Below are 13843 nucleotides of genomic sequence, written 5' to 3'. Positions count from 1 at the left end.
GCATGAGCGACTCCGAGAGCGAGGACGACGAGGACGGGACGACGGCCGGGGACGACGGGCCCGCGCCCATCGGCGTGAAACTCGGAAGCACTCGAACGGTCATTGCCATCCCCGACGGCGACGGACTGCGGACGATCAAGACGCTCACCTGTCTCGCGACGTACGAGGACGCCATCACGGGCGAGGAGCGCGTCCTCTACGGGGATCAGGCGGCGACGGAGTACCCCGACCGCGTGCAGTACACCCTCCGCTCGGGACTCCCGGAGGACGACTCCCGGGCGGAGTTGACGGCGACGTTCTTCGAGGAGGTCATCGAGGCGAACGACGTCCCCACCGACAGCGCGGTGGTGTACGCCATCCCGACCATCGACAACGAGGCGGGACTGGCGAACCTGCAGTCGGTCATCGAGGGGAGCACCATCGGCGAGGCGCTGATCCGGAGCTACCCCGAGTCGCTCTGCGGGTCGGTACCCGCTCTCGGCGACGACTTGGAGGCCGTCGAGGACATCTTCGTCACCGTGAACCTGGGGTCGACGAACCTCGAAGCCTCGGCGTACCGCCGCGGCGAGCAACTCGTCCCCTTCACCACGGGTGCGGTCACCGGCAACGAGGTGGACCGACGGATCGCCAACTACGTCGAGGAGGAGACCCAGGGCCGGGTCAACATCGACACCACCACCGCCCGGGAGTACAAGGAGGAGCACGCCGACTTCGTCGACTTCGAGCCGTTCACGGACGTGATCCAGCAGCCCGGCGGCGGCTCCCACGAGTTCACCATCGAGCGCAGCGTCATGGACGCCGTCGACGAGTACGTCGACGAGGCCGTCGAGGAGGTGGCCAACGCCTTCCTGCCCGAACTCGCCAACGACAACATCAAGGTCTACCAGTTGGCGCTCGATCGTCCCGTCGTGTTGACGGGCGGAATGGCCTGCATCCCGGGCATCGTCGAGGAGTTCGAGGAGCGCCTGAGCGAGGAACTCCAGCGGGAGGTCGAGGCGGTGGCGCCGGACAGCCCCGCCGAGTCCGCGGCGGTCGGCGCCCAGCGCATCGCACAGCGGCTGGTCGACGCCGACGCCTACTGAAACCGACGGCGCCGCGGTCGTCGCCGTCGCGTCTCTTTGCGGACCGCAATCCCCCGAGACCGGTCCTCTGGGCCCCGGAGTCGGTCGACCGGGAGCGCGGGGACCGACGACGCTTTGGTCCGGCCGGCCGGACGACGGGGCATGAAACAGGCCATCGTCGCGCGGACCGACCTCGGGATGGGACAGGGAAAACTCGCCGCACAGGTCGCCCACGCCGCGCTGTCGGCGTACGAGGACGCCGACGAGCGCACCCGCCGGGCGTGGAAGGGCGAGGGGCAAAAGAAAGTCGTCTTGAAAGGAAGCGGCGAGTCCGAACTGTTCGAGTTGGCCGACGCCGCCGAGCGGGCGGGGTTGCCGAACGCCGTCGTCCGGGACGCCGGTCACACCCAGCTGGAGCCCGGGACCGTGACGGCGCTGGCGGTGGGGCCGGGCGAAGACGACGACGTGGACCGGGTGACCGGCGATCTCTCGCTGTACTGACTCATACGGATTATTGTAACTGTTCATCGGTGGTTCGCCAGGACAGTCCGGCGAACCACCGGTACTGACGTACAATAAACAGTATCAGCCGACCGGATCGCGGTTCTCGATGCGCCGGCTCCGTCGCGTCCCCGTTCACCGGATGGTCGACCGCATGCGGGCGATCCGGCCGGAGTCGACCGAGCACGCAACGGCTAAGTGTGCCGTGGGTGAGTGGCCGGTATGTCACTCGTCGCTGCGGCCGTGGCGGGCGGGGCGATGGGCGCCCGTCACGCCCTCGAGACGGACCACCTCGCCGCCGTCGCGACGCTGGTCGATGGCGGGGAGGGAGACGCCGTGGGAGACGGCGAGGAGCCACGCTCCTCGGAAAACGGCGAGGAGCCACGCTCCTCGGAAAACGGACTGGGCGCGCCCGCGTCGTCCCCCGCCCTGGTCGGTGCGTCGTGGGGGATCGGTCACACCGTCCCCATCACCGCGCTCGGGGCCACGCTGCTCGCGTTCGGCGTCCGCCTCCCGGCGTCGGTGACGGGCCTCTTCGAGGCGGTCGTCGGCGTCGTCCTGTGCTACCTCGGTGGGCGGATGCTCGCGGGCGTGATCGGCCGCCGCGAGCACGCCCACGGGACGCATCCGCTCCACGGCCATTTCGACGTCGGCACCCTGTCGCTGGGCGGGGGACACGTCCACGTCCACGGCGACTCCGCGCTCGTGGGCGCGCTCCACGGCGTCGCGGGGAGCGGCGCCCTCGTGATCGCGCTCGTCTCGACGACGCCGGACCTCCCGACGGCCGCGTCCTTCCTCGGCGCGTTCGGCCTCGCGTCGGTGCTGACGATGGCCGCCGTCGCGGCGGTGTGGGGCCGGACGCTCGACACCGGGATGGAGCGGGCGCTCCGGGCGTTCGCGGGCGCCCTCGGCGTCGTCGTCGGCCTCCTGCTGGTGGTCGAGTGGGCCGGTCTCGTCGGCTGATACTGTCGGCCGACCGTTTCGAGACGGTCGGCAGTCCGACCGAACCGATACGCTGACCCGTCGGCGCCGCGAACGCCAGCCGACCCGATGCGCGAGGCACACCCGCTCGAACGGCAGGTCGGCATCGACTACTACGTGAGCGACGGCCCCGGGGTCGGCGGCCGACTCCGGGCCGACCCCGCCGACTTCCGGGTCCGGGAGCTCGAAGCCGTCGACCCCGAGCCGCCCGACGCCGACGCCGGAGCCTACCCCCACCTGTTGGTGCGGGCGACGCTCGTCGACTGGGACACCAACGACTTCGCGGGCGCGCTCTCGGATGCGTTGGGCGTGAGCCGCGAGCGGGTGTCGTGGGCCGGCACCAAGGACAAGCGCGCGGTCACCACGCAGCTGTTCTCCGTCCAAGGGATCGACGCCGCGGATCTGCCGACCCTCGACGGCGTCGACCTGGAGCCGCTGGGGCGGGTGGGGCGAAACCTAGAGTTCGGCGACCTCGCCGGCAACGCCTTCGAGATCCGGGTGAGCGAACCGGAGCGCCCGGAGGCGGTCGACGACGTGGTCGACGCGCTGACGGCCTTCGGCGGCGGGCGGCCCGCGGTGCCGAACGTCTTCGGCCACCAGCGGTTCGGGAGCCGGCGCCCCGTCACCCACGAGGTCGGACTGCACGTCGTCCGGGAGGAGTGGCGGGCGGCGGTCCTGGCCTACGTCGGCAACCCGGCCGAGACGGAGCCGGAGCGGACGCGGACGGCACGGGCGACGGTCGAGGAAGTCGCCGCCGGCGACGACCCCGACTGGGCGGCGGCGCTCGACGCGATGCCCGGCCACTTGGGGTACGAGCGGTCGATGCTCCACCGGCTGGTCGAGAACGGCGGCCGCGAGCCGGCGGACTTCCGGAACGCGCTGGAGGCCGTCCCCTGGAACCTCCAGCGCCTGTTCGTCAACGCCGCCCAGTCGTTCGCTTTCAACCGGATCGTCTCCGAGCGCCTGCGTCGCGGCCTGCCCTTCGACCGCCCGGTCGCCGGGGACGTGGTGGCGTTCGCGGACGCGGACGCGCCGGCGGACCTCGCCGTCCCCGACACCGACCGCCTCCAGCGGGTGACCGAGGAGCGCGTCGACGTCGTGACCCGGCACTGCGAGCGGGGACGGGCCTTCGTCACCGCGCCGCTGGTCGGCACCGAAACGGAGCTGGGCGACGGCGAACCCGGCGACGTCGAACGCGAGGTGCTCGACGGCCTCGACCTGTCGCCGTCCGACTTCGACCTGCCCGGCAACTTCGACTCCTCGGGCACCCGGCGGGCGGTCCTCGTCGGCACCGACCTCTCGGTCGAGCGCGACCCGCTCACCCTCTCGTTCTCGCTGCCACGAGGGTCGTACGCCACGGCCGTCCTCCGGGAGTTCCTGAAGGTCGATCCGCGGGACCTCTAGCCGTCGGCGGCCCCTCGCGGCCCGCGACCGCTCGGATCGACCAAGCCGTACCCGAGCAGGAAGAAGGGAACGCCGACGACGACGGCGGCGACGGCGCCGAGGACGGCGAGGACGACACTCAAGAAGTAGAGCGTCCCGCCCCGCGACGCGATGGGGAACGTCGCGCCGAGGACGAGCGCGAGGGCGCCGACGGCGGCCGCGAGGCCGTGCCGGTGCCGGAGGCGGTCCGCCGCGGCGGCGTAGCCGACGAGCGTGACCGCGTAGACGGGGAGCGCCGGGAGGACGATCCCGACGACGTCCGCACCCTCGTGGATCGAGAGGTCGCCAGAGGCGAGCGTTCGGAGGAGGAACCCGGCGGCGAGGGCGGCGGCGAACGCGAAGGCGATCAGGGCGGCGAGCCGCCGGGTCGAGAGGCCGTCGCGGACGGCAGGGATCGACAGCGACCCGCCGAGGACGATCGTACCGACGCCGGCGGCGAACAGCGGCGGCGACGCGCCGGCGAGGACGACCCCGGCGTAGAGCGGGTGTGCGAGCGCGAGGACGCCGAGCGCGGCGACGACGAGGGCGCGGCGGTCGGGGGTGGCGGTGGTTCCGAGGTCGGCGCGGTCCGTGACCCAGGCGAGGGCCGCGAGGCCGCCCGCGAACACGGCCGCCGGGACCGCGACCAACAGGAAGAGGTTGCGGCCGACGACGGGCAGCATCGGGAGGGAAACGGCGACGAGGCTCCACAGCGGGGCGAGCGGGTCGTCGGCAGGCGCGAGCATCACGAACGGCCCGTCGCCCGACCCCTCGAAAGCCGTGACCGTCATCCGACGGCCGGACACGTCGGCCCCTGGGAGGCCGCGCTCGACGACCATCCCCTCGGGCGCGACGAGGGTGAGGCGGTCGGCGCCGAGGCCGTTCCGGACCATCGCGCCGGGGTCGTCACGGAAGTAGTCGACCCGGAGGGTACCGCCCGCGGCCTCGGTCGCGGCGTCGGGGGTACGATAGCGCATCCGTAGCGTATCGCCCGAGACGCTCGTCGAGAGCAGGCGGGCGTCGTGGATCAGGATGGCCTCTTCGGCGACGGACCGCCGGAGCGACGTGTTCTCGAAGGCGGCAGTGTCGTTCAGGCGGTTCTCGACGGTCCACGTCGCGGAGCCGTTCCGGTGGACGCGCATCGTGGCCGTGCTCCGTTCGATCCGGACGTCCACGTCGTTGGTCTGGGCGGCGGACTCGAACCCGCGTTCGCAGGGTTCACAGACGGCCACGGGCCGGGGACTCGCGGTCGCCGCACCCGCGGGGACGACGAGGAGTCCTACGAGGAGGGCGGCGAGGAGGGTTCGACGGGGGGAGGGATGGGGGACCATATCCGGCCGTGTGGGGGCGAGACGCATGGATCTTGTGTCGACCGCGGGGCGCGAGGGACGGACTTATCCGGTGGCGCCGCCTGCCTCCGACATGGAGTGTCGGCGGTGTGGGTCCCCGCTGGATCGCCCCGGCGACTACTGTCTGGTCTGTCATACGGGCAACTGCGACGCGGTCGTCCTCGAGGTGGAGGCGGACCGTGCCACCCTGACCATGCTCGACGACGAGTCGGTACTGGGGGAGACGGCGATCACCACCCGTCCGGAGGAGGAGGGGCGGAACCGGGTGATCGAGCGGCGCAACTTCGCCGGGCTGATCGCCGACGAGATCCGGCGCAAACGCCCGGAGACGGTGTTCGCGGCGGGCGACCGGGAGATCATCCGCGCGGTGCGAGGCGAGACCCACTACGAGTTCTACCGCGTCGCCGGCGAGGATCCCGTGGAGACGGTGCGTGAGCGACGGGGCGAGCGGGCGCTGGAGGTGGTGGAGACGGCGCCGAAGGAGAAACTCGGCGGGCGACACACGACGCTGATCGGCGGGCGGACCGGGCGACGGGCCATCTCGACGGTGGCCGAACACCCGCACGTCAAGAAGATCGTTCCGGGGCCCATCGACGCCGGCGGGACGGGATCGCAGTCCGGCCTGCGGGCGAAGGTGACGCGGGCGGACGGCAACGGCAACGTCCGCCTCCTCCTTCGCGACGGATCGAGCGTCCAGGAAAACCGGATCGTGACGACGGCGATGGACCGCGAGACGGGCGAGCGCGTGCGCGACGACCTGAACGATGAGTTGGCGGCCACCGGGTTACAGGACTAGCGCCCCGAGCCGAACGGCCGGTTTAATCAGGATCCGGCCACGAAGATCGGCCGAATGGCCGGAACACTCGTTCAGGCGCTGTCGTATACGATGTTGGCCGTCGTGGCCGCACTGCTCGGTGGTGTGATCGCCGTCTACCGACCGCCGGGAGCGAAGATGGAGAGCAACGTACAACACTTCGCGGCCGGAGTGGTTATCGCCGCGGTCGCCGCCGAACTGCTGCCGGATATCCACGATCGAGCCCCGACGGTGGTGGTCGTCGGGTTCGCCATCGGCGTCGTGACGATGCTCGGCATCCACCGACTGAGCAAGATCATCGAGAAACGGGAGGTCGGCGGCGGGTTCGCGGGCGCAGCCGGCTTGCTCATCACCGTCGGCATCGACATGGTCATCGACGGGGTGCTCATCGGGGTGACGTTCCTCACGGAGGCCGCGACCGGGGTCCTCATCGCCGTCGCGCTGGCCATCGAGGTCCTCTTCCTGGGTGTCGCCGGCGTCGTCGCGTTGCCGTCCGGCGTCTCGACCCCCCGCAAACTCGCCGTTCCGGCGGCGTTCGGCGCGTTGCTGATGGTGGGGGTGACCGTCGGCGTCCTCGCCCTCGACGGGGTGACCGGAGCGCCGATCGCGATCGTCCTCGCGTTCGGCTCCGCGGCGCTGCTGTATCTCGTCACCGAGGAGTTGCTGGTGAAAGCACAGAAGGTCCCCGAGACGCCGGTGTCGACGACGCTGTTTTTCGTCGGGTTCCTCTCGATCTTCCTGCTGGATATGGTTCATTGATCGGCTCCGGACGCCGTCGCCGACTCGCAGGGTTTATCCCTTCCGTGCCGGTATTGGGCGGTACTATGGCCGAAAACAAGGCACGCAGTACCGGGAGCGCGGGCCGGTTCGGCGCGCGCTACGGGCGCGTCGCCCGCCGCCGGGTCAAGGAGATCGAAGGCGAGATGCAGAACGCGACCCTCGACGGCGACAGCGTCACCCGGATCGGGACGGGCGTCTGGAAGAACGAGGAGACGGGCGAGACGTTCACCGGCGGCGCGTACCGGCCGGAGACGCCCGGCGGACGCACGGTGAAGCGATCGATCCGCGCCGCGCTCGCGACCGACGACGAGGAGTAATGAGCTACAAGTGTTCCCGGTGTAAGCGCGACGTCGAACTCGACGAGTACGGCGGGGTCCGGTGTCCGTACTGCGGACACCGCGTGCTCCTGAAGGAGCGCGCCCCGACGATCAAGGAAGTCGACGTCGAGTAACCCCGTGGCGGCCGAGTCCACGGACGACGCGCCACACCGTCTCTCCCTGCAGTTCGACTACGATACGGAGCGGCGCGCGCGGGTCGTCGAGCGGGCGGTTCGCGTCGAGGTGGGCGAGATCGACGACGCCCGCTCGACGGCCCGGGTCGGGCGGACGGGACGGACCGTCGAGGTGCGGATCGGCGCCGCGGACCTCGTCGCCCTCCGGGCGGGGGCGAACACCTGGCGGCGACTGCTGTCGGTGGCGGAGCAGGTGGCCGAGACCGCCCCACGTCGGTAGGTTGGGGGGCCGACGTCGCCGCGGCCGGGAATACGGGGCTTTTTCACTCCGGATCCCGACGATTCGCCCATGCAAGGAAATCTGCCGCCGGAAGCCCAGGAGAAACTCGAGGAACTGCAGGATCTCCAGGAGACGGCCCAGCAGGTCGCAGCTCAGAAACAGCAGGCCGAGACCCAGCTCAACGAGTCCGAGACGGCGCTCGACGCCCTCGACGACATCGAGGAGGACACCGTCATGTACCGAGAGGTCGGCGAACTGCTCGTCGAGACGGAGTACGGCTCGGCCCGCGACGACCTGGAGGAGAAAGTCGAGAACCTCGAGGTCCGCGTCGAGCAGCTGAGCAAGCAGGAGGAACGCGTCCGCGATCAGTTCGAGTCGCTCCAGCAGGAGCTCCAGCAGATGCTGCAGGGTGGCGCGGGCGGCGGTCCGATGGGTCCGGGCGGCGCCGGCGGCGCCTGAGGACGCCGTGGTCGACACCGATTCGAACGGGTCGTCGTCCGAGCCGGACGACGAGACGGTCGTGCGGACGGCCGCCGAGGCCGCCGAGGGGGTCGTGTTCGCCAACTACCGACAGTCCGCGGTCCGCGATCTGGACGTGACGGTGACCTTCGAGGAGGGCGTCCTCGAGGTCGACGTGTATCTGAACGCGCCGGACGCCGAGGCGGACCCCGACGCGGTCGCGGACGAGGCCGCGCGCGCGGCCCGGGCCGCCGTCGACGACCTGTTCGGCGTCGACGACGAACCGACCGACGACGCGGCGTAAATCCGATTGGATTCCCGTTAATCGTCGGTAAAGTGGCGTTAACGTCCGCGCCCCATTAACATCCGAGCGTCCACAGCGCCGGGTGGAGTGTTCGACATGCACGAGACGACCCGACGGACGTTCCTCCGGAGTAGCGCAGCGGCCGCTGCGCCGGCGGTCGTGCCGACTATGGGCGCCGCGGACGGGGCGTGGACCGACGAGAAGACGGCGGTCGACGTCGCGCTGTACGACGTAAAGACGACCGTCGAGGGTGCGTACGCCGTCGGCGGGAGCGGGTACGTCCTCGAACGGTAAGCCCGTTCCGCGCGGAGGCGGCGCGCTCGGGCGGGTGGCACCTCTCGACCGGCGGGCAAGGTACTTCCGTACCGCTTCCTAACGGGGGGTATGCGAAAGCGGGTATCCGTCGGTCTCGCGGTACTGATCGTGCTGGCGTCGGTCGTTCCGGCAGTCGGGGCGGCCGGGCCGCCGGCCGCCGTCGACGCCGGGACCGACGGTGACGAGATGGTCCCCCAGCGTGCGGACCCCGACGAGGACGTCGTCGGCTGGGAGGGCGGGTACTGGCACAACGAATCCATCGACGTCGACCAGTCCGACGGGCTCTCGGACGAGGAGATAGACGCGTACGTGAACCGGGCGATGGCCCGCGTCGAGTACATCCGCGAGCGGGAGTTCGAGTCCGACGTCCCCGTCGAAGTCATCTCGCGTGAGGAGTTCCAGCAACGCTCCTCGGAGAACCGGACGAGCAACGCCTCGTTCGACGCCTGGAACGATCAGGTGTGGGAGGCGCTGTTCATCATCGGCGAGGACCAGGGGGCGAACGACGCCCTCCAGACGGCATCGGGGCAGTCGACCGCGGGCTTCTACGCGCCGGGCGACGACCGCATCCGGATCATCACCGACTCGCCGGGGAGCCCGACCATCGACAACGCGACGCTGGTTCACGAACTCGTCCACGCGCTCCAGGACCAGAGCGGCGACCTGGGCGAGCGGATCGGTAGCACCGAGACCCAGGACGGCGACCTGGCGGTCGACGGCGTCGTCGAGGGCGAGGCCAACTACGTCGAGAAGCGATACACCGAGCGGTGCGGGATCGAGTGGGAGTGTGTCGACACGCCGAGCGACGACTCGGAGCCGGGAGAGCCGCCGAACCTCGGCATCCTCCTGACCCTGCTCCAACCCTACTCCGACGGTCCGGTGTACATCGACTGGCTCCGCGAGCAGGGCGGGTGGGACGCCGTCGACGCCGCCTTCGAGGACCCGCCGGAGTCCAGCGAGCAGATCATCCACCTGACCGACGAGGAGCCGACGCCCATCGAGTACGAGGACCGCGCCCGGAACGGCTGGGAGACGTTCCCCAACCAGGGTGAGAACGGCTCCGACACCGTCGGCGAGGCGTCGATGTACGTGATGTTCTGGTACCAGGCGCGGACGGCCCGCGCCGACACGGTGCCGGTCCGGTCGGTCTCACGGACCACCGACCCCCTCGATATGTACAACTACGACGCGGCGCCGTCGGCGGGGTGGGGGAACGACCGGGTGTTCCCGTACCACCGGGGGAGCGGTGACGACGCCCGGCACGGGTACGTCTGGGTGACGGAGTGGGACACCCCCGAGGACGCCTCGCAGTTCGTCGAGGCCTACGGCGCCATCCTCGAAGCCCAGGGCATCTCCGAAGTCGACGGCGAGGGCGTGTACGTCGTCCCGGACGGCGAGTTCGAGGACGCCTTCCGGATCGACCGGTCGGGCACGCGCGTCACCATAGTCAACGGGCCGACGCCCGAGGCGGTCGAGAACATCCGCCCGAGCGTCGACGACGGCGGGAGCGACGGCGGCGCGTCGAGCGGAACGACGGCGAGCGCCGGCGGCGACGGAGGCGCGGACGGCAGCGACGCCGAACCGACCGACGAGGGCGGCACGACCGGGCTCGAAGCGCCCGGCTTCGGGGCGCTCTCGGCCCTGATCGCAGTGCTCGCCGCCGCGCTGGTGGCCCTCCGGCGACGGGACTGATACCCCGATTATGTGAGTCCGTACCGGTGGTTCGCCGGACTGTCCTGGCGAACCACCGGGAAACAGTTACAATACTCCGTCCGAGACCGACGGCACCCTTTTCACGCGGCGACGCCGAGGGCCGACGAGATGCGCTCCGCCGCCCTCGTGGCCGCGTTCCTGCTCGTCCTCGCCGGCTGTGGCGGAGCGGCGAACGGGCCGGCGACGCCGACGGCCGAGCCGACCGTCGAACCGACGGCGACAGCGGTGCCGACGGCGACCACCGCGTCGACACCCCACGACGGGTACGCCGACCCCGAGACGGACCGTCTGGGGTGGGAGGCGGGCCGCTGGTACGACGAGCCCCTGTCGGTGAACGCCTCGAACGGCCTGAACCGGAGCGAGCGGCGGGCCGTCGTCGCGCGGACGATGGCCCGGGTCGAACGCCTCCGGGGACTGGAGTTCGAGTCGTCCGTGCCGGTAACGGTGGTCGACCGGGAGACCTACCGCGGGCGGGAGGACGTGAACGCGACGGCGTTCGACGAGGTGACCTGGGAGGCGCTCCTCCTCGTCGGGGAGGACCGGTCGGTCGAGACGGTTTTCGAGTCGTTCTACGGGGCGTCGGTCCAGGGGTCGTACCGCCCGTCCGAGGACCGCATCGTGGTCGTGAGCGACGCGGCGCGGCCGACGATCGATCGCCGGACGCTGGCGCACGAACTCGTCCACGCGCTCCAGGACCAACACTTCGGCCTCAACGGGTGGGCGGAGGGCACCACGCGCGACGCGCGGCTGGCACGTCAGGGGCTGATCGAGGGCGACGCGGGTTACGTCGCGGACCTGTACGAGCGGCGGTGTGCGTCGAACTGGACCTGCGTGCCGCGGCCGTCGAGTGGGCCGGGGGCGAGCCTCGACGGCGACGCCGGCGTCTACGTCGCTTCCTACCAGCCGTACAGCGACGGGCCGGCGTTGGTCCACCGGCTCCGGGAGCGCGGCGGGTGGGCGGCGGTAGACGCCGCCTACGCGGCCCCGCCGACGAGCACGACGGCGGTGATCCACCCCGATCGGTATCCGGACTGGTCGCCGCGAGCGGTGCGGGTTCCGGAGCGGTCGGCCGGGAACTGGTCGCGCTTCGACCGCTCGCCGCCGGGGACGACGGTCGGCGAGGCGTCGCTCTTCGCGACGGTGTGGGCGAACGGGGGCGTCGAGACGTTCCACCTGCAGCGACCGAGCCGACCCCACCGGACGTACAACTACACCCATCCCACGACCGCGGGGTGGGTCGGCGACCGACTCGTCCCCTACCGGAGCGCGGACGGGCGGACGGGCTACGTCCTCCGGACGGAGTGGGAGACGGCGGGCGACGCCGCCGCGTTCGCCACCGCGTACCGCTCCCTCCTGCGGGAGCGCCGGGGCGCCGAGCGTCGCGGCGAGGACGTCCTGGTGGTGCCGGCGGGACCCTACGCCGACGCGTTCCGCGTAACCCGCGACGGGCGGACGGTCACGGTGGTGAACGCGCCGACGGCCGGGACGCTCGATGCCGTCCACGCCCGCGCAGACTGAAGAGGAATCCTCTTCGATACGGTCGACCGAACGAACGGGTTTTTCACCGGGGGGACCGAAGCCGACGGGTATGGAACCGTTCGACATCGTCGGCCCCGAGGCGATCAGCGACGGGACGGCGACCGACGCCTACTTCCTGCGGACGGAGACGACGCTGCGACACGCCGACCGGAACCCGACGGTCGTCGCGGAGGTGACGGCCGATCAGTTCCCCGACGGCGAGTTCGAACTGCTCGCGGGCGTGAAGGACGCGGCGGCGTTGCTGGAGGGACTGAGCGTCGACGTCGACGCGATGCGCGAGGGGCGCCTGTTCGACGGCGGGCCGGTCCTCCGGATCGAGGGGCCATACCTGTCGTTCGCGCGGTTCGAGACGTCGCTGCTCGGCCTGCTCTCGCACGCGAGCGGCATCGCGACGGCGGCCCTGGAGGCCCGGCGGGCGGCGCCGGCGTCGACGGTTCTCTCGTTCGGCGCGCGACACGTCCATCCCTCGATCGCGGCGGTCGTCGAGCGGAGCGCGTTGCTCGGCGGCCTCGACGGCATCTCCCACGTCGCCGCCGGCGAGGTGCTGGGTCGGGAGGCCGGGGGGACGATGCCCCACGCCCTGCTGATCTGTTTCGGCCGAGGGAACCAGGAATCCGGGTGGCGGACGTTCGACGAGGCGGTCGGCCCCGAGGTGCCGCGCGTGGCGCTGTGTGACACCTACAGCGACGAAGTGGACGAGGTGTTGCGTGCCGTCGAGGCGCTGGGCGAGGACCTCGACAGCGTCCGACTCGACACGACGGGGTCGCGCCGGGGCGACTTCCGGCACATCCTCCGGGAGGTGCGCTGGGAACTCGACACGCGGGGTCACGCGGACGTGGACCTGTTCGTGAGCGGCGGGCTGGGGCCCGCGGCGCTCCGCGAGCTCCGCGACGTCGCCGACGGGTTCGGCGTCGGCGGCCACGTCTCCAACGCCGACCCGGTGGACTTCGCGCTCGACATCGTCGAGGTCGACGGGGAACCGGCGGCGAAGCGGGGGAAGCTCTCGGGGACGAAACAGGTGTACCGAACGCCCGAGGGCGGCCACCACGTCGCCCTCGCGGAGCGGGCGGGGCCGTCGGAGGGGGAGCCGTTGCTCGAACCGCTACTTCGGGACGGGGAGGTCGTCCGGGAGTTCGACCTCGACGCCGCGGCGGAGCGGGCGCTGGCGGACGCGGAGCGTGTCGGGTTCCGGACGGCCTAGAGCTGTTCGACGCTGCCGCCCTCGGGGCGCTCGCGGAAGACCTGGCCCTCGAAGAGCGTGATCATGGCGTCGTCGTCCTGCCAGGCGAGCGGCGAGAGGCCGGCTTTCCGGCAGGCGTGGGTGAGGAACTGTTCTTCGTTCCAGTCGTTCTCGACCGGAAGAGTGGGGTACATCCAGGCGTGTTGGCCGTCGATGTCGATGGCGATGCCGTGTGTCCCGAGTTCGAGGTCGGCGATCGGATCGTTCGTGAGGACGTGGTTACAGACGACACAGATGGAGATGTTGAGGGTCTGGAGTTCGGGGGGTTCGATCTCGGAGCCACAGGAGTCGTCCGAGGCGGCCGTGATGGCCGCATCGACGATGGCGTGACCGAGTTGGTCGTTGCCGCGATAGGCGCCGGCACACCCTCGGAGCCGTCCCCGGCCGCGAGTCGAGGTGATCCGGACGAACGCCCCGGTGCGCGCGTAGAACGCGTCGCGCATGCTCCCGGGCTGCTCTCGCTGGCCCTGGAGTACGTACGCTTCGACGGCCTCGCGAGCCAGTTCCACCGCTCGGGCGCCATCCTCGTAAGAAAGGCGGACCATCTGCGCCTCTGACATACCCTACACCTCGCTCCGAACCGACTTGAACCCTTCCTTTCCACCGGGGACGACCGTGATGAATTTTGACCGAC

17 protein-coding genes are annotated in these 13843 nt (G+C 71.0%); 15 read left to right on the top strand and 2 right to left on the bottom strand.

Going from position 1 to position 13843, the window contains the following annotated elements:
* The first annotated feature begins 2 nt into the window (after positions 1-2).
* The 4 genes from NO364_RS16775 (at position 3) to truD (ending at position 3947) form a co-directional block, all read left to right on the top strand.
* Entirely contained in the window at positions 3-1082 is a 1080-nt protein-coding gene (locus NO364_RS16775; protein WP_157689799.1) for an actin-like salactin, read from the top strand.
* Between the two features lie 141 nt (positions 1083-1223).
* Positions 1224-1562, top strand: coding sequence for a peptidyl-tRNA hydrolase Pth2 (gene pth2 / locus NO364_RS16770; protein WP_157689800.1), 339 nt, complete (start codon positions 1224-1226; stop codon positions 1560-1562).
* Between the two features lie 222 nt (positions 1563-1784).
* Positions 1785-2525 carry a high-affinity nickel-transporter protein gene (locus NO364_RS16765; RefSeq protein WP_257628089.1) on the top strand — a complete coding sequence of 247 codons (741 nt, stop codon included), beginning with the start codon at positions 1785-1787 and terminating at the stop codon, positions 2523-2525.
* Between the two features lie 87 nt (positions 2526-2612).
* A complete protein-coding gene (gene truD / locus NO364_RS16760; RefSeq protein ID WP_257628088.1) occupies positions 2613-3947 on the top strand; it encodes a tRNA pseudouridine(13) synthase TruD in 1335 nt (444 codons plus the stop codon).
* Here truD and NO364_RS16755 read toward each other — a convergent pair.
* Entirely contained in the window at positions 3944-5296 is a 1353-nt protein-coding gene (locus NO364_RS16755; RefSeq protein ID WP_157689803.1) for a hypothetical protein, read from the bottom strand. The genes truD and NO364_RS16755 overlap by 4 nt on opposite strands.
* Positions 5297-5387: 91 nt before the next feature.
* Between NO364_RS16755 and NO364_RS16750 the strand changes: the two genes are divergently transcribed.
* The 11 genes from NO364_RS16750 (at position 5388) to NO364_RS16700 (ending at position 13170) form a co-directional block, all read left to right on the top strand.
* Positions 5388-6110 (top strand): DUF2103 domain-containing protein, encoded by a 723-nt coding sequence (locus NO364_RS16750; protein ID WP_257628087.1) that lies wholly within the window; start codon positions 5388-5390, stop codon positions 6108-6110.
* Positions 6111-6164: 54 nt separating this feature from the next.
* Positions 6165-6887: a ZIP family metal transporter gene (locus tag NO364_RS16745; RefSeq protein WP_199243600.1), complete on the top strand. Its 723-nt coding sequence runs from the start codon at positions 6165-6167 to the stop codon at positions 6885-6887.
* Between the two features lie 65 nt (positions 6888-6952).
* A complete protein-coding gene (locus NO364_RS16740) occupies positions 6953-7225 on the top strand; it encodes an eL43 family ribosomal protein (RefSeq protein ID WP_157689804.1) in 273 nt (90 codons plus the stop codon).
* On the top strand, positions 7225-7359 hold the full coding sequence (locus NO364_RS16735) for a DNA-directed RNA polymerase subunit P (protein WP_114448489.1): 135 nt from the start codon (positions 7225-7227) through the stop codon (positions 7357-7359). Before NO364_RS16740 ends, NO364_RS16735 begins: the two co-directional genes overlap by 1 nt.
* A gap of 4 nt (positions 7360-7363) precedes the next feature.
* Positions 7364-7639: a KEOPS complex subunit Pcc1 gene (locus NO364_RS16730; RefSeq protein WP_157689805.1), complete on the top strand. Its 276-nt coding sequence runs from the start codon at positions 7364-7366 to the stop codon at positions 7637-7639.
* Positions 7640-7708: 69 nt separating this feature from the next.
* Complete coding sequence (locus tag NO364_RS16725) at positions 7709-8098, top strand: prefoldin subunit beta (protein ID WP_157689806.1); 390 nt, start codon at positions 7709-7711, stop codon at positions 8096-8098.
* A 7-nt stretch (positions 8099-8105) separates the two neighbouring features.
* A complete protein-coding gene (locus tag NO364_RS16720) occupies positions 8106-8402 on the top strand; it encodes a DUF3194 domain-containing protein (RefSeq protein WP_157689807.1) in 297 nt (98 codons plus the stop codon).
* Positions 8403-8498: 96 nt separating this feature from the next.
* On the top strand, positions 8499-8696 hold the full coding sequence (locus NO364_RS16715; RefSeq protein ID WP_257628086.1) for a twin-arginine translocation signal domain-containing protein: 198 nt from the start codon (positions 8499-8501) through the stop codon (positions 8694-8696).
* A gap of 90 nt (positions 8697-8786) precedes the next feature.
* On the top strand, positions 8787-10409 hold the full coding sequence (locus tag NO364_RS16710; protein ID WP_257628085.1) for an Hvo_1808 family surface protein: 1623 nt from the start codon (positions 8787-8789) through the stop codon (positions 10407-10409).
* A gap of 129 nt (positions 10410-10538) precedes the next feature.
* Complete coding sequence (locus NO364_RS16705) at positions 10539-11948, top strand: Hvo_1808 family surface protein (RefSeq protein ID WP_257628084.1); 1410 nt, start codon at positions 10539-10541, stop codon at positions 11946-11948.
* 70 nt (positions 11949-12018) lie between these two features.
* Entirely contained in the window at positions 12019-13170 is a 1152-nt protein-coding gene (locus NO364_RS16700) for a nicotinate phosphoribosyltransferase (protein WP_257628083.1), read from the top strand.
* On the opposite strand, the gene NO364_RS16695 is transcribed toward NO364_RS16700, so the two are convergent.
* Complete coding sequence (locus NO364_RS16695; RefSeq protein WP_157689812.1) at positions 13167-13769, bottom strand: TIGR00296 family protein; 603 nt, start codon at positions 13767-13769, stop codon at positions 13167-13169. The two genes, NO364_RS16700 and NO364_RS16695, sit on opposite strands and share 4 nt — an antisense overlap.
* Positions 13770-13843 lie beyond the last annotated feature (74 nt).

This window comes from Haloplanus salinarum, assembly GCF_024498175.1.
Lineage (GTDB): Archaea > Halobacteriota > Halobacteria > Halobacteriales > Haloferacaceae > Haloplanus > Haloplanus salinarum.
The sequence above is the reverse complement of the archived record's forward strand: the minus strand, read 5'-3'. Positions and strand labels throughout refer to the sequence as shown.

What these genes read in the sequence shown, in the direction of transcription:
- truD (WP_257628088.1), top strand. Translation starts at nt 2,613, where the DNA reads ATGCGCGAGGCACACCCGCTCGAACGGCAGGTCGGCATCGACTACTAC.
- NO364_RS16750 (WP_257628087.1), top strand. Translation starts at nt 5,388, where the DNA reads ATGGAGTGTCGGCGGTGTGGGTCCCCGCTGGATCGCCCCGGCGACTAC.
- pth2 (WP_157689800.1), top strand. Translation starts at nt 1,224, where the DNA reads ATGAAACAGGCCATCGTCGCGCGGACCGACCTCGGGATGGGACAGGGA.
- NO364_RS16745 (WP_199243600.1), top strand. Translation starts at nt 6,165, where the DNA reads ATGGCCGGAACACTCGTTCAGGCGCTGTCGTATACGATGTTGGCCGTC.
- NO364_RS16715 (WP_257628086.1), top strand. Translation starts at nt 8,499, where the DNA reads ATGCACGAGACGACCCGACGGACGTTCCTCCGGAGTAGCGCAGCGGCC.
- NO364_RS16755 (WP_157689803.1), bottom strand. Translation starts at nt 5,296, where the DNA reads ATGGTCCCCCATCCCTCCCCCCGTCGAACCCTCCTCGCCGCCCTCCTC.
- NO364_RS16695 (WP_157689812.1), bottom strand. Translation starts at nt 13,769, where the DNA reads ATGTCAGAGGCGCAGATGGTCCGCCTTTCTTACGAGGATGGCGCCCGA.
- NO364_RS16735 (WP_114448489.1), top strand. Translation starts at nt 7,225, where the DNA reads ATGAGCTACAAGTGTTCCCGGTGTAAGCGCGACGTCGAACTCGACGAG.
- NO364_RS16700 (WP_257628083.1), top strand. Translation starts at nt 12,019, where the DNA reads ATGGAACCGTTCGACATCGTCGGCCCCGAGGCGATCAGCGACGGGACG.
- NO364_RS16710 (WP_257628085.1), top strand. Translation starts at nt 8,787, where the DNA reads ATGCGAAAGCGGGTATCCGTCGGTCTCGCGGTACTGATCGTGCTGGCG.
- NO364_RS16775 (WP_157689799.1), top strand. Translation starts at nt 3, where the DNA reads ATGAGCGACTCCGAGAGCGAGGACGACGAGGACGGGACGACGGCCGGG.
- NO364_RS16765 (WP_257628089.1), top strand. Translation starts at nt 1,785, where the DNA reads ATGTCACTCGTCGCTGCGGCCGTGGCGGGCGGGGCGATGGGCGCCCGT.
- NO364_RS16705 (WP_257628084.1), top strand. Translation starts at nt 10,539, where the DNA reads ATGCGCTCCGCCGCCCTCGTGGCCGCGTTCCTGCTCGTCCTCGCCGGC.
- NO364_RS16740 (WP_157689804.1), top strand. Translation starts at nt 6,953, where the DNA reads ATGGCCGAAAACAAGGCACGCAGTACCGGGAGCGCGGGCCGGTTCGGC.
- NO364_RS16725 (WP_157689806.1), top strand. Translation starts at nt 7,709, where the DNA reads ATGCAAGGAAATCTGCCGCCGGAAGCCCAGGAGAAACTCGAGGAACTG.